This window comes from Actinomadura syzygii, from assembly GCF_008085905.1.
Taxonomy (GTDB): domain Bacteria; phylum Actinomycetota; class Actinomycetes; order Streptosporangiales; family Streptosporangiaceae; genus Spirillospora; species Spirillospora syzygii.
In genome coordinates this window covers 307,581-321,389 of sequence record NZ_VSFF01000006.1, presented here as the reverse complement: position 1 = coordinate 321,389, position 13,809 = coordinate 307,581, and the positions used below count along the sequence as shown (strand labels likewise).

Genomic DNA, 13,809 nt, shown 5'->3' with positions numbered 1-13,809 from the left:
GGCACATGGACGGCGACGTCGGTGTGCTGACGCTGAACCGTCCGGACCGGCTCAACGCGATCTCCAACCGGGACATCGACGAGCTGGACCGGGTGATCATGCGGGCGGGCAAGGACCCGGCCGTCCGGGCCGTGGTGGTCACCGGGGCGGGACGGGGCTTCTGCTCCGGCGCGGACGTCAAGGAGTGGGCGGCCCGCGCCGACGCCGACGAGGAGTCCTGGCCCGCGAAGATGCACCGGACGATCGCGCGCCTCTACTGGCTGCCGAAGCCGGTGGTCGCGGCGGTGAACGGCGTCGCCGCCGGGTCCGGGTTCGACATCGCGCTCACCGCCGACATGCGGATCGCGTCGGCGGCGGCCCGGTTCGGCCAGGTCTACGCGCAGCGCGGCATCTGCCCGGACGCGGGCGGCTCCTACCTGCTGCCGCGCGTCGTCGGGGAGGCCCGCGCCGCCGAGCTGATCTACACCGGCCGCATCATCGACGCGGACGAGGCGCTGCGGATCGGCGTGGTGAGCGAGGTCGTCCCGCCGGAGAAGCTGATGGACCGCGCGCTGGAGCAGGCGGCGGTGTTCGCCGCCGGTCCGACCGTGGCGATCGGCATCGCGAAGCAGAACATCCGGATGGGGCACACCATCGGGATCGAGGAGGCGCTCCGCAACGAGCAGCGCGGCGGCCACGCCTGCGTCCACACCGAGGACATGGCCGAGGGCCTCCGCGCCGCCGTCGAGAAGCGCCGTCCCGTCTTCAAGGGCCGCTGATGAACGGGCATCCGCTCGACCGCCTGTTCCGGCCCCAGAGTGTGGTGGTGGTCGGGGCGTCGCCCAAGGGCGGGTACGGGCTGCGGATCCTGCGGAACATGCGCGGGGTCGGGTTCGAGGGACGGCTCTACGTCGTCAACCCCGGCCGGACGGAGGTCGGCGGCGTCCGCGCGTACCCGTCGCTGGGCGACCTGCCGGAGGCTCCGGACGCGGTGGCGGCGGCGATCCCGGCGGCGGGCGTCCCGGCGCTCGCGGCGGAGGCCGCGCGGGTCGGCGCGGGCTCGATGGTCGTCTACGGCGCCGGGTTCGCCGAGCGCGACGACGCGGGCCGCGCCCTCCAGGCCGAGTTGGTCGCCGCCGCCGAGGGACGCCTCCCGCTGATCGGCCCGAACTGCCTGGGGACCGTCAGCTACCGGGGACGCGCCGCGCTGTGGGGCATCGAGATGCCCTACGTCCACGCGGGCGCGGACGGGACGGTGGCGCTCGCGGCGCAGAGCGGGAACATGGCGCTGACGACGATGCTGTCCGGACGCCTCCCCGCCGTCGGCTACGCGGTGTCAGCGGGGAACCAGGCGGTGCTGGACCTGGCGGACTGCCTGGAGTACTTCCTCACCGACCCCGGCGTCCGCGTCGTCTGCCTCGTCATGGAGGGGCTCGCGGACCTCACCCGGTTCCGCGCCCTCGCGGAGCGGGCGGCGGAACGAGACGTCGCGGTGATCGTCCTGAAGGTGGGCCGGTCGGCGGGCGGCGAGGCCGCGACCGTCGCGCACACCGGGACGCTCGCCGGTCGGGACGCCTCCTACGAGGCCCTGTTCCGGCAGACCGGCGTGTACCGCGTCGACGACCTGGACGAGATGGTCGCGCTGTGCTCGCTGCTCGCCGTCCCGAACCGGCCGCGCGGAAACGCGATCGGGTTCTTCGCCAGCTCCGGCGGCGAGTGCGGGCTGACCGCCGACGTCGCGGACGCGGCGGGCGTCCGGCTCGCCGACCTGGACGAGGCCGCCGAGTCCGCGCTGGCCGCCGCCGTGCCGCCGTACCAGCGGCCGCGCAACCCGATGGACCTCGGCGCGTCCGCGTGGGGCGACCGGGACTCCTACTACGCCGCCGCCCGCGCGATGGGCGAGTGCCCGGCGGTCGACGTCGTCGCGTTCTCCGGCGACGCCCCGACGCACTCCGACCCCCTCGACGAGTTCGGCTGGCCCGAGATGATGGGCGGCGCGGGCGACGCGGCGGCGGAGCTGGACGTCCCGGTCGTGCTGCTGACGATGACCACCGACGTCACCCCTGAGCTGGGTGAGCTGGCGCGCCGGAACGGGGTGGTGCTGCTCGCGGGGGCGCGCCCCGCGCTGCGCGCGATCGCGCTCGCCGGAATGCCGCGCCCGTCCGTCCGCGCGGAGGAGGCGGACCCGACCGATTCGGCCACGCGGCGGAGCGCCGCCGAGCTGCTGGACGGACGGACGGGCGCTCTGACCGAGACCGAGTCGAAGCGGCTGCTGACCCTGTACGGGGTGGCGTCGCCGGGCGGCGAGGTCGCGTCCGACGCCGATTCGGCCGTGGCGATCGCGGACCGGCTCGGCTACCCGGTGGTCGGCAAGCTCCACGCCCCGGGCGTCGCGCACAAGTCCGACATCGGCGGCGTGGAGGTCGGGCTCGCCGACGCCGCGGCGGTGCGGGAGGCGTTCCACAAGATCATGCGCCGCGCCGCCGCCGCGCTCGACGGCCGCGACGGCGGCCCGCCGCCCGGCATGCTCGTGGAGCGGATGGCGGGGCCGGGCGTCGAGCTGATCGTCGGCGGCCGCAACGACGCGGCCGGGTCGCTGGTCGTGCTCGGCGCGGGCGGCGTCCTGACCGAGCTGCTGGACGACGCGGCGGGCCTGCTCTGGCCGTTCGGCCGCGACGACGTCCACGCCGCCCTGTCGCGGCTCCGCGTGAACGCCCTGCTCGGCGGCCACCGGGGCAGCCCGCCCGCCGACGTGGAGGCGCTCGCGGACGCGGCCCTCCGCGTCGGACGCCTGCTCTCCGACCATCCCGAGATCGCCGAGATCGACGTCAACCCGCTGCTGTGCCGTCCGAAGGGCGAGGGCTGCCTCGCGCTGGACGCGCTCATCGTCGCGGACCCGGCAAGGAAAGGAGGAGCGGACTGATGGACTTCGCGATTCCGGACCATCTCGTCGAGTTCCGCGAGACGGTCCGCAGGTTCACCGAGACCGAGCTCATCCCGCACGAGGACTACGTGGAGGAGCACGACGCGCTCCCGGAGGACGTCGAACGGCGCATCCGGGAACGCGCGCTCGCCATCGGGCTGAACTCGATGGGCATGCCCGAGGACGTCGGCGGGGGAGGGATGGACGTCCTCGGCCAGGTCCTCGTGACGGAGGAGCTGTTCCGCGCGCTCGGCGGCGTCGCCGAATGCGTGCCGACGACGCCGAGCGTCATGCTGGCGTGCGACGAGGAGCAGCGCGAGCGGTTCCTGATCCCGTGTGTGCGCGGCGACATCCAGTGGTGCTTCGCGCTGACCGAGCCGGACACCGGGTCGGACGCCGCCGCGATCCGCACCCGGGCCGCGCTCCGCGACGACGGCTCGTGGGTGATCAACGGGCGGAAGCGGTTCATCAGCCACGGCGACACGGCCGACTTCGCGATCGTCTTCGCGCTCACCCACCCCGACCGCGAGCAGGACCGCATCACCGCGTTCCTGGTCGAGAAGGGCACGCCCGGGTTCGGCGTCGGGCAGCTTCACAAGACGATGGGACACCGCGGCTACCGGCAGGCGGAGCTGGTCTTCGACGACTGCGCCGTCCCGGCCGCGAACGTGCTCGGCGAGCCGGGACGCGGGTTCAGCCTCGGCCACGGCGCGCTCAGCGCCGGACGGATCATGACCGCCGCGCGCTGCCTCGGCCCGATGGCCCGGCTGATCGACGACGGGCTGGAGTGGTCGAAGCAGCGCGTCCAGTTCGGCCGGCCCATCGCGGACTACCAGGCGATCCAGTTCATGCTGGCCGACTGCGCGACGGACCTGCACGCCTCCCGGCTCATGACGTACGAGGCGGCGTGGGCGGCCGACCAGGGGCAGCCGCCGAAGACGGTGCACGCCAAGGCGTCCACGGCGAAGCTCTTCGCCAGCGAGGCGCTCGGCCGGGTCGCGGACCGCGTCCTGCAGATCTTCGGCGGCACCGGCTACATGAACGAGACGTACGTCGAGCGCGCCTACCGCAACGCCAGGATCGAGCGGATCTGGGAGGGCACCTCCGAGATCCAGCGCATCATCATCGCCCGCAACCTGCTCAAACGAGGAATGTTCCGCTGACTCCCGCCTCGGCCAGGTCACCACCCACCCCTGATTCCGCGCCCCAACGAAGGAACGAATCATGAACATTCCCGGCACCTCGCACAGTCCCGCACTGTCCCGCAGGAACCTGCTGCGCGGCGGCGCCCTGCTCGCCGGCGGCATCGCCGCCGCGCCGCTGCTGTCCGCCTGCGGCGGCTCCGGCGGCGGGGGCGGCGGCAGCAAGAAGGTCGTCGTCGCCGACTGGGGCGGCGCGCTCGTCGAGGCGGAGAAGAAGTACATCTTCGAACCGTTCAGCAAGGAGACCGGCATCGAGGTCGTCGTCGCCGGGCCGCCGACGCCCGCCAAGATCAAGGCGATGGTCGAGACCGGCAACATCGAATGGGACCTCATCGCGGGCGGCCCGAGCACCGTCCTGCCGATCGGGCGCAAGTACTTCGAGACGCTGCCCGACAAACTGCTCAACATCCCGGGCGTCGACAAGTCCTACGTCGACCCGAACTGGCTCACCTACTACCTCTTCTCGATCGTCCTGGCGTGGAACACGTCGGTGGTCGGCAGCGGGAAGAAGCTGGAGAGCTGGGCCGACTTCTGGGACACCGAGAAGTTCCCGGGTCGGCGTTCGCTGCGCGGCGCCGACAACGGCGTCCCGCCGGACATGGAGTTCGCGGTCCTCGCGGACGGCGTCGACATGAAGTCGGTCTACCCGATCGACGTCGACCGCGCGTTCCGCAGTTTCGACAAGCTCAAGTCGCACGTCCCGCAGTGGTGGACGTCCGGCGCCCAGCCGGGCCAGATGCTGGTCAGCAAGCAGGTCGGCGCGTCGAGCATCTTCTCCGGCCGCATCGGCGAGCTGAAGCAGAAGGGCGCGCCGCTCGACTTCACGTGGAACGGCGGCATGTTCCAGTTGGCCGCCTGGTCGGTCGTGAAGGGCGCGCCGAACAAGGAGAACGCCTTCAAGCTGATGGAGTTCTCCGTCCGTCCGGACATCCAGGCGAGCGTCTGGAGCAAGTACCCGAACGGCCCGTCGAACGCCAAGGCGCTCGACCTGATGGACAAGGAATTCGCGAAGACGCTGCCCTCCCACCCGCAGAACGTGGAGGTGCAGTTCCTCCAGGACGCCGAATGGTGGGGCAAGAACCGCGACACCGTGCTCAAGCGCTTCCAGGAGTTCTCGAAGTCCTGACCGGCGCCGCACGAACCGGCCGCCCGTACGCGCACCAAGGGAGAACGCAGTGGAATCATTGGCAGGCCGCGCCTACCTCATCACCGGAGGCGGCACCGGCATCGGCGCGGCCACCGCCCGCCGCCTCGCCGCGCTCGGCGCGTCGGTGACCGTGGTCGGGCGCCGCAGCGAACCCTTGGACGCGGTCGTCGCGGACGTGGAGCGCCAGGGCGGGCACGCCCTGGCGCACCCCGCCGACGTCCGCGACCCGGCCGCCGTCGAGGCGGCGGCCGACGCCGCGCTCGCCCGGTTCGGACGGCTCGACGGCCTCGTCAACAACGCGGCCGGGAACTTCGTCGCGCCCGCTGAGCGGCTGTCCGCGAACGGCTGGCGGGCGGTCGTCGACATCGTCCTCAACGGGACGTGGAACTGCACGTCCGCCGTGGCCCGCCGGATGATCGAGGCGGGCACCCCCGGCTCGATCGTCAGCGTGATCGCCACCTACGCCTGGACCGGTCACCCCGGCACCGTGCACAGCGCGGCGGCGAAGGCGGGCGTCGTCGCCATGACCCGGACGCTCGCCGTCGAATGGGCCCGCTACGGGATCCGGCTGAACTGCATCGCGCCGGGCCCGACCGAGACGGAGGGCGCGGGCGCGGCGCTGTGGGCGGACGACGCCGACCGCGAGCGCGTCCTCGCGTCCGTCCCGCTGAACCGGTTCGCGAGCGCCCCCGAGGTCGGGGACCTCGTCGGGCTGCTGCTGAGCGACCGCGCCGGGTACGTCACCGGCTCGATCCTCACCGCGGACGGCGGGCAGTCGCTCGGCACGCAGATCTACGGCCCGCCGATCGCGGACGCCGCCGCCCCGGCGGCGTCCGCGCGATAGCCGCTACGCGGGGAAGCCGGGGAGGCCGGGCTCGGGCGGGACGCCGAGCGTGTTCAGCGTGGTGGCGACCGTCCAGTACCGGCCGACGACGGCGATCAGGTCGATGAGCTGCGCGCGGTCGTAGGTCTCGGCGAGTTCCGCCCAGGTGGCGTCTGCCATGTTGCCGTCGTCGTGCAGTTCGTCCACGGCGCGGAGGAGGGCCGCCTCGAAAGGCGTCCAGCCCTCCGCGCCGGGGCCGCGGGTGACGCGCTCGATCTCGTCCGGAGTTACCCCGGCGTCGGCGCTCATCCTGACGTGCTGCCCGAAGGCGTACTCGCAGCGGCGGCGCCAGACGACCCGCAGAATGGCGAGTTCGCGTTCGCGGGCGGGGAGCGGCGATTCGTCGAGCAGGTAATGCTGGAGCGGACGCTGCGCCTTCATCAGGCCGGGGCTGTGCGCCCACATGCGGGAGACGTGCGCGGTTCCCGTCCATCCTTCCGCGCCGAACGCCTCGCGTTCCAGGCGGTGGTAGGCGTCGATGTCCAGTGGTGCTATGCGCGGCTCGGTCATTCCTTTTCCTGAAGGTCGTCGCGGGCAACGGTCTTGATCTTGCCGCCGGGGTCGCGGCCGACCTGGACGGCGGTCGGAATGGGGAAGTGCGGCGCGAGGACGATCGCCTCGGTGTCGGCGGCGAGCGCCGCGATCTTCTCCCGGCTGCGCACCGACTCGGACGGCTCCTCGTCGACGGACGGCAGCCAGCAATGGTGCTCGACATGCGCCGGATGGTGCGCCAGGTCCCCGGCGAGGATCGCGGTGTCGGGGCCGTCCGTGACGACGACCGACACGTGTCCGGGCGTATGGCCGTGGGTGCGCACGATCCGCATTTCCTCGGAGAGGGCGAGGTCGCCGTCGAAGAGGCGGAGCCGTCCGGCGTTCTCGACGGCGCGCAGGCGGGCGCGCACCTTGTCGGCCATTCCGTGGTTGAAGGGGATGGCCTTCACGTCGTCGCCCGTCCAGTAGGCGGCCTCGCGCTCATGGACGTGGACGGTCGCGTTCGGGAATGTCAGCGAGCCTTCGTCGTCCCGGATCAGCCAGCCGCAATGGTCGGCGTGCAGATGGGTCTGCACTATCTGGTCGACGTCGGCGGGGGCTATGCCGAGGGCGGCGAGGCCGTCCAGGAGTCTCCCGGCGCCCGCGAGGCCCGGGATCTCGTGCGCGCGGTGGCCCCAGCCCCCGTCGACCAGCGTGACGTGGCCGTCGCCGGTGACGACGAACCCGCCGAACGTCACGGGGAACGGGGTGTCCGGGTCGTCGACGCCGACGACCGGCATCCATTCGGACGGCTCGGCCCCGGTGAACCAGAAGCGGCGCGGCCCGGTGGCCACGCCGTCGCTGAGATGCGATATCCGGGTCCGGCCAATAGCGAAGGTCGCCGAAGGGACTGCCATTTCGCGCTCCATTTCAGGACGCCCGCCGGAACTTGACCCGCCACCGCACCTGGCGTTCCTCCCAGGCGCGCGGTCCGGGGGTCAGCGGTTCTCCGGACGGCGGTTTCGGCTCGGGATCGTCCGCCTCGTAGATGGCGTTGTACCGAGGAGCGCCGGGCGCAGGGTGGATGAACTCGTGCCAGAGCCGGAAACGCGACCCCCGGTCATAGCCGAATCGCGGAAGGATTTCGGGGAGATGGACGCCGGTATAGAAGTCGTCGAACTCCGCGATCTCGGCGGCGGTCGCGTCAGTGGCGGGATCCATCCCGATCATGGACATCCGGCCGGGATCGACATCGGCCGCCCCGACCGAACCGGTGTTCTCCCAGACCATCCGCCATACCGCGGTGGCCCGCTGCCAGGCGCCCGGCCCCGCCATGTAAACGGGACGCTCGCGCTTCAGGAAGTCGCGGGCGGACTGCTCGTCGCCGATCCCGTAGACGGCCAGCCAATGGGGGACGCCTTCGTCGTCCACCGGATCGATGACCTCATATCGCGCGGCGCTCACGAAGCCCTCGTTGAGACGGACCACCTCGTCGAGATGGACCGAGTCGTAGAAGTCGGCGAGCGCGCGGAGTTCGGCCTCCGGCTCGCCCGGTTCGGCCCGCAGTCCCACGGCCAGGAAGAACGGGCAACTGAACGGCTGCCTCCCCATGAAGCGCTTACCTCCGCGTCCGGGACCATCCGAAATGAATCATGCACTCCGTAGCATGTCAGATCGGTGATCGACCCCGCGCGGCCGGGGTCGCCGAGAGCGCCCCGGCAAGATCCTCCGGAAATGCCGAAGCCCCACCGCGGACACGGCGATGACGGTGTGTCCGCGGTGGGGCCCGGGAAGTGCGACCGCTTAGAAGACGAAGCAGTCCGCGTACTGGGCCTGCTTGGCGGCGAGCGCGGCCGGGAGGCGGCCGCCCGCGTTCCGCCGGACCTGGTCGGCCTCGGTCTGGTGCGGGGCGGTGACCTGGCAGGACGTCGGCGAGCTGTGGCCCGACATCAGGTAGTCACAGCGGCCGTTGCGGTTGTCCGGCAGGCCGAGGGCGTGCCCCAGCTCGTGCGCGGCGATCCGCGGCGGGTAGAAACCGTCCTGGACGGCCTGGCGGCCCATGACGATGTCGGCGCGGCCGAAGCCCTGCATGTAGGTGCGGGGCCAGCCGTCGTCGGCGGTGATCCGGATGGTGGCCTGCCCGGCGGTCGCGGGCTTGAGCTCGATGATCGGCACGGCCTTGTTCCAGGCGGCGGCGCCCTCGTCGACGGCGGCCTTGAACTCCTGGGACATGCTGGCGTCGTAGTAGATCGTGCGGACCGCGACGGGAGCGGCGGCCGACGCCGGAGCGGTGGTGACGGTGGGGACCAGGAAGGCCACACCGAAGGCGACGGACAGCGCCGCCATGATCTTGCGGAAGGACATTCGGTAACTCCTCTGGTGCGAGGACGCGGGGGGTCAGGCGCCGATCTGCTGGTTGATCCAGGTCAGGTACGGCGCGATACCGGTGTAGAGGGTGCTGGTGGCGCACTCGCCGCGGTTGTCGCCGGGGCCGTGGGTCTCGCCCACGAGCGTCCAGTTGCCGCTGCTGCCGGTGACCGCGGGGCCGCCGGAGTCGCCGTGGCAGGCGGACCGGCCCTGGCCGCCGGAGACGCACACGTCGTTCGCCGTGCCGCCGCCCGCGGAGCAGCTGCTGCTCGGCAGGATCGTGAGGTCGATCTCCTGGAGGTAGCTGGCCTGCTGGCAGCTCGGCCAGCTCATGCAGCCGAAGCCGAGGAGCCGCACCGGGGTGTTCGCGGCGGGGTTGGACTGCGCCATCTTCACCGGGGTGGACTTGGCCGGGGAGCTGAGGTGCATCATCGTGAGGTCGGTGCCCGGGTTGGTGACGCGCCGGTCGATCTGCGCGACCTCGCCGCCGGAGCTCTTGTTGTTCGAGCCGATGCGGCCCGACGACGCGGAGCCGCAGTGGTTGGCGGTGATGAGCCACTGGGGCGAGACGAGGCTGCCGCCGCAGCCGTTGCTCAGGGCGATCATCCAGGGGTAGGTCTCGGTGGCGTTGTGGCCACCGATGATCGGCTGGCCGCCCCCGCTGTCGGGGCCGGCCGCGTTCGCGGCGGACGCGCCGCTCAGCGCGAGGGCGACCGCACAGGCGGCCACCGTCGCTCGCATCAGCTTGCGCATGGTGATTCTCCAATCGGCGGTTCGTTCCGGGGAGGTGCTCCCGCTACGCGATCGGAGCGGGGTGGCGCGGTCCCGGAACGGCGGGTTCGCTCGGGACATCGGAGCCTGTCTCCGTGTCCCGGACGTGGCCTGGATTCCTCGCGACCGCCGACGGCGCGAATGGTCGGGCATGGCGTTGCCGGGCCATGCGAGTCCGGTTTGGCGAGGGGACTGTAACTCTCAATGGCGATTTCGTCGCGGCGTGTCGACCCGGGAGCTGGGAGCCGGTCGCGAAGTGCCCACCAGAGAACCTGGGAGTAGCCCACCTGGGCCTTCGTCGACGATGCGGTGTCGATCTCCGCCGGCGAGACGTGCTCGCCCTGACAATTTCCCGGCAGACGGCACGGGAATCCGGTTGCGAGAATGGCGCCAGGGAACGGCATAATGGAGCAACGCTTGCACAGGGCGCTGCGCTGCTCCATTAATTCTCTCGCGGTTGCCACAACTACGGGAGGGTAGTCGAGCTATACGGGCCTTTACCACCGGGTGAAACGACTAGATGTTCAATGTTGATTTCAATCAGCACTGAAACCGTTACGGTGTGTGATAAAGGCCCGTTGACGTGGGGTTTCGTCAGGCGTTCCGGACGAAGTCGGCCACCAGCCGGTTGAACTCGTCGGCGTGCTCGATCATCGCCCAGTGCCCGCACCGGTTGAGCAGGACCAGGCGGCTGTCGGGGATGGTGGCGAGCAGCCGGAGCGAGTTCTCGAACGGCACGACCCGGTCGTCCCGGCCGTGGATCAGCAGCGTCGGGACGGCGATCCCGGGCAGCAGCTCGGGCCTCACCCAGACCGGCAGCGGCGCGCCCCCGGGGAGCCCGTCGACGTAGTTGCGCAGGTGCTCGGGACGGGCCAGCGCCGCGTCCGACCTGGCCTGGCACAGCTCCGGGGTGGCGAAGCGGGCCTTGTCGAAGCACATGATCTCGACGAGCCGCCGCATGTTCTCCGGGCTCGCGTCGCGGTACGCCTCGATGAGCACCTTGAGTCCCTCGGACGGCCCGTCGCCCGGGGCGAACAGCGACGGCGCCCGGCCGACGGGCGGGCCCATCGTGACGAGGTGCGTGATCCGGTCGGGGTGCTCGGTGGCGAGGCGGAGCGAGGTCTGCCCGCCCATCGAGTTCCCGACGAACGCGGCCTTGTCGATGCCGAGCGCGTCCAGGAACTGGACGGCGGCTTCGACGTGGTCGAGCCGGTCGACGGTCACGGCGTCCGAGTCGCCCCAGCCGGGCATGTCCACCGCGTAGACGTGGAAGTGCTCGGCGAGCGCCTCGATGTTCCCGGCGAAATTGCTCCAGCCGGTCGCGCCCGGACCGCTTCCGTGGAGAAGGACGACGGGATGCCCATCGCCCGCCTCGTAGTAGCGGAGGTTCCAGTCCTTGGTCTGGACGGTCCGCGCCGCCTCGGCCTGGGTGAGCGTCATCAGCGGGCGTCCTCTCCGGGAGCGGGGGCGGGCGTGGCCTTGGCGAGCAGCGAGGCGACGGCCCCGGGCGGGCGGTGGCCCCAGCTGTGCAGCCGGTCCAGGGTCTTGACCTCCCACGTCTCGTCGTCGACGAGCAGGCCGCCCCAGCCGTACTCCACGCTGAACCCGGACGGCGTCTGCACGTAGAAGCTGAACATGTGGTCGTTCGGGTGCATGCCGAGGGTCATCTCGAACGGCTGCCCGGCGTCCATGCAGCGGTCGTAGGCGGTGCCCACGTCGCGGATGTCGGTGACCTCGACCATGAAGTGGTGCGTCCGCTTCGGGTGCGGCATGTCGCCGAACGCCACGGAATGGTGGCGCGGGTTGCAGCGCAGGAAGATGAGGTCCGCGAAGACGCCGGGCGCCAGCTCCTCCACGATGATGTCGGAGATGCGGAATCCGAGGAGCCCCTCGTAGAACTCCAGATAGGTCTCGCGCGCGACGCCCTTGGACAGCAGCACCTGGTGTCCGGCGCCGCCGGAGCCGGTGACGAACTCGCCGAGCAGCACGTCGGAATGGAACGGGCTCTCGGCGTCGGCGAATCCGGTGACCAGTTCGATCCGGTTGCCCATCGGGTCGGCGGTCAGCAGGATCCGGTCGACCTTGCGGGACGCGGCGAGCGCCGCGTCGCCCTCGGTCGCCTCGACGCCCGCCGCCGCCAGCCGGGCCGCGATCGCGTCGAGGGCGGCGCCGTCCGCCACCTCGTAGCCGCTCGCCACCAGGTCGTCGGCGGGGCCGCGCCGGACGAGCCAGCGGTACGCCTTCTCATCGGTGCGAAGGGTGAGCGTGTCGGCGTCCTTACTCGCGAGCTGCATGCCCAGCAGGTCGACCGCGAAGTGCTCCCAGTCGGCGAGGTCGCTCGCCTCGTACACGACGTAGGCCAGCTCGTTGACTCCGGTCATCACGTTCCTTCCCTCGTAGGTGCGGCTCTCGGGTGGGGCGGGTTCAGGCGGGCAGGTCGGGGACGGCGAGGCCGGACACGTCCGCCGCCGCGACGAACCGGTCCGGGCGCACGGCGACCGCGCGGGCCCCGTACCGCGCGAGCCACGGCAGCAGCGTCTCGGCGAGGTCGACCAGCTCGTCCGGGCCGCGCGTGTAGGCGGCGCGCGGGCGGACCGCCACGTAGCGGGCGCCGAGCGCGTCCCAGCCCGCCTTCTCCTCGGGGGTGAGCAGCTCGGCCGGGTTCACGTCCGCGCCGAGCAGGACGAAGCCGTCCCCGAGGAGGTCGTCGAGCCGCGCCATGCGGCCCGCGACGTCCCCGGCGATGGGCTGCGGGACCATGCGGCCGACGACGCTCGCGTCCCCGACCGGGCCGCGGATCCAGCCCGCGTCGAGCACCGGCGGCGCGGTCAGCGGCGGCTCGAACGGCGTGACGGTGTTCTCCGGCACGCGGTTCATCCGCTCGATCTCGGCGGGCGTCGCCTCCTGCTTGATGACGCGGCCGAGCTGGACGGCGAGCCCGGTGTAGAACGCGGCGTTCGGACGACGCTCGGCCTCGTAGGTGTCGAGCCAGCCCTCGTCCAGCTCGCCCTTGAGGACGCGGGCGAGCTTCCAGCCGAGGTTGTGGACGTCCCGCATGCCCGTCTGCATCCCGGCCCCGGCCCACGGCGGCATGAGGTGCGCGGCGTCCCCGGCGAGGAACACGCGCCCGGCGCGCCAGGTGTCGGCCACCCGGGTGTGGTGGCGGTAGAACGCCCACTGGTGGATGGAGACGTCGTCCGGCGTGACGCCGAGCGCCTTGAGCAGCGGCCAGACGTCGTTCTCGGCGGCGAAGTCGGCCTCGGTCTCGCCGGGCTTGAGCGGGATCTCCCAGCGGTGGTTCCCGGCGGACAGCGCGATGTCGACGACCGGGCGCTCCCGGTCGGACCAGAAGGTGAGGACGTCCCGGTCCGGCCACCAGCGCTTGACCCGGCAGTCGATGACGATCCACTGCACGTCGATCGTGTCGCCGAGGAGCTTCGCGCCGATCATGCTCCGGGTGGCGGAGCCGCCGCCGTCCGCGCCGATCAGGTAGCGGGCGCGGGTGGCGCGCGTCTCGCCGGTCACGGCGTCGGTCGTCGTGACGGTGACGCCGTCGGCGTCCTGGTCGAGGCCGCTGACCTCGACGCCCGTGCGCACCTGGATCAGGTCGCCGTGGTCGGCGGCGCAGGCGCGCAGCTCCGCCTCCATCACCGGCTGGTAGATGTTGTAGAAGCGGGGCTCGCGGCCGAGCGAGGACGGCGGGTGCTCGACCCGCATGATCTCGGCGCCGTCGTAGGTCACCCAGCGCAGCGCCCGCTGCGGCTCGATCACCTTCTCGACGCGCTCGTCGACGCCGAGGCTCTGGAAGATCCGCATCGTCCAGTCGTTGACGGTGACGGCGCGGGCGCGCGGGTAGATCGCCGCGTCCCGCTCGAACGCGACGACCCGCAGGCCGTGCCGGGCGAGGGTGAGCGCGGCGGTCACGCCGGTGGGGCCGTAGCCGGCGATCGCGACGTCGGCGTCGAACTGCTGGGTCATGCGGACTCCGGAATGACGTGCCGGTTCGGAACAAGTATTGTACCGATCGTTCGGTACGATCGTGACCACCCTCACATGACCATCGGGT

Annotated in this window: 13 protein-coding genes; 5 read left to right on the top strand and 8 right to left on the bottom strand. The window is 71.8% G+C overall.

What is annotated here, in order from left to right:
• Positions 1–5 precede the first annotated feature (5 nt).
• The 5 genes from FXF65_RS16800 to FXF65_RS16780 all read left to right on the top strand — a co-directional run bounded on the left by FXF65_RS16800 (position 6) and on the right by FXF65_RS16780 (position 6,095).
• Entirely contained in the window at positions 6–758 is a 753-nt protein-coding gene (locus FXF65_RS16800; RefSeq protein WP_187412341.1) for an enoyl-CoA hydratase/isomerase family protein, read from the top strand.
• Positions 758–2,902, top strand: a complete 2,145-nt coding sequence (locus FXF65_RS16795) for an acetate--CoA ligase family protein (RefSeq protein WP_148350894.1) — start codon at positions 758–760, stop codon at positions 2,900–2,902. Before FXF65_RS16800 ends, FXF65_RS16795 begins: the two co-directional genes overlap by 1 nt.
• Positions 2,902–4,065, top strand: a complete 1,164-nt coding sequence (locus FXF65_RS16790; RefSeq protein ID WP_148350893.1) for an acyl-CoA dehydrogenase family protein — start codon at positions 2,902–2,904, stop codon at positions 4,063–4,065. The genes FXF65_RS16795 and FXF65_RS16790 overlap by 1 nt, the downstream gene beginning before the upstream one ends.
• 61 nt (positions 4,066–4,126) lie before the next feature.
• Positions 4,127–5,230 carry an ABC transporter substrate-binding protein gene (locus FXF65_RS16785; protein WP_148350892.1) on the top strand — a complete coding sequence of 368 codons (1,104 nt, stop codon included), beginning with the start codon at positions 4,127–4,129 and terminating at the stop codon, positions 5,228–5,230.
• A gap of 49 nt (positions 5,231–5,279) precedes the next feature.
• Positions 5,280–6,095, top strand: a complete 816-nt coding sequence (locus FXF65_RS16780; RefSeq protein ID WP_148350891.1) for an SDR family oxidoreductase — start codon at positions 5,280–5,282, stop codon at positions 6,093–6,095.
• A gap of 3 nt (positions 6,096–6,098) precedes the next feature.
• Here FXF65_RS16780 and FXF65_RS16775 read toward each other — a convergent pair whose 3' ends face one another.
• The 8 genes from FXF65_RS16775 to FXF65_RS16740 all read right to left on the bottom strand — a co-directional run bounded on the left by FXF65_RS16775 (position 6,099) and on the right by FXF65_RS16740 (position 13,721).
• The gene (locus FXF65_RS16775) at positions 6,099–6,644 is read right to left on the bottom strand and encodes a carboxymuconolactone decarboxylase family protein (protein WP_148350890.1); all 546 of its coding nucleotides are present in this window, start codon (positions 6,642–6,644) and stop codon (positions 6,099–6,101) included.
• Positions 6,641–7,522: an MBL fold metallo-hydrolase gene (locus tag FXF65_RS16770; protein WP_187412340.1), complete on the bottom strand. Its 882-nt coding sequence runs from the start codon at positions 7,520–7,522 to the stop codon at positions 6,641–6,643. Before FXF65_RS16770 ends, FXF65_RS16775 begins: the two co-directional genes overlap by 4 nt.
• A 13-nt stretch (positions 7,523–7,535) precedes the next feature.
• Positions 7,536–8,216: a hypothetical protein gene (locus FXF65_RS16765; RefSeq protein WP_148350888.1), complete on the bottom strand. Its 681-nt coding sequence runs from the start codon at positions 8,214–8,216 to the stop codon at positions 7,536–7,538.
• A gap of 192 nt (positions 8,217–8,408) precedes the next feature.
• A complete protein-coding gene (locus FXF65_RS16760; RefSeq protein ID WP_148350887.1) occupies positions 8,409–8,969 on the bottom strand; it encodes a snapalysin family zinc-dependent metalloprotease in 561 nt (186 codons plus the stop codon).
• Positions 8,970–9,002: 33 nt separating this feature from the next.
• Complete coding sequence (locus tag FXF65_RS16755) at positions 9,003–9,725, bottom strand: S1 family peptidase (RefSeq protein WP_148350886.1); 723 nt, start codon at positions 9,723–9,725, stop codon at positions 9,003–9,005.
• 612 nt (positions 9,726–10,337) lie between these two features.
• Positions 10,338–11,183: an alpha/beta fold hydrolase gene (locus tag FXF65_RS16750; RefSeq protein ID WP_148350885.1), complete on the bottom strand. Its 846-nt coding sequence runs from the start codon at positions 11,181–11,183 to the stop codon at positions 10,338–10,340.
• Positions 11,183–12,124 carry a VOC family protein gene (locus tag FXF65_RS16745; RefSeq protein ID WP_148350884.1) on the bottom strand — a complete coding sequence of 314 codons (942 nt, stop codon included), beginning with the start codon at positions 12,122–12,124 and terminating at the stop codon, positions 11,183–11,185. Before FXF65_RS16745 ends, FXF65_RS16750 begins: the two co-directional genes overlap by 1 nt.
• A 43-nt stretch (positions 12,125–12,167) precedes the next feature.
• Positions 12,168–13,721, bottom strand: coding sequence for a bifunctional 3-(3-hydroxy-phenyl)propionate/3-hydroxycinnamic acid hydroxylase (locus tag FXF65_RS16740; protein WP_148350883.1), 1,554 nt, complete (start codon positions 13,719–13,721; stop codon positions 12,168–12,170).
• Between the last annotated feature and the right edge of the window lie 88 nt (positions 13,722–13,809).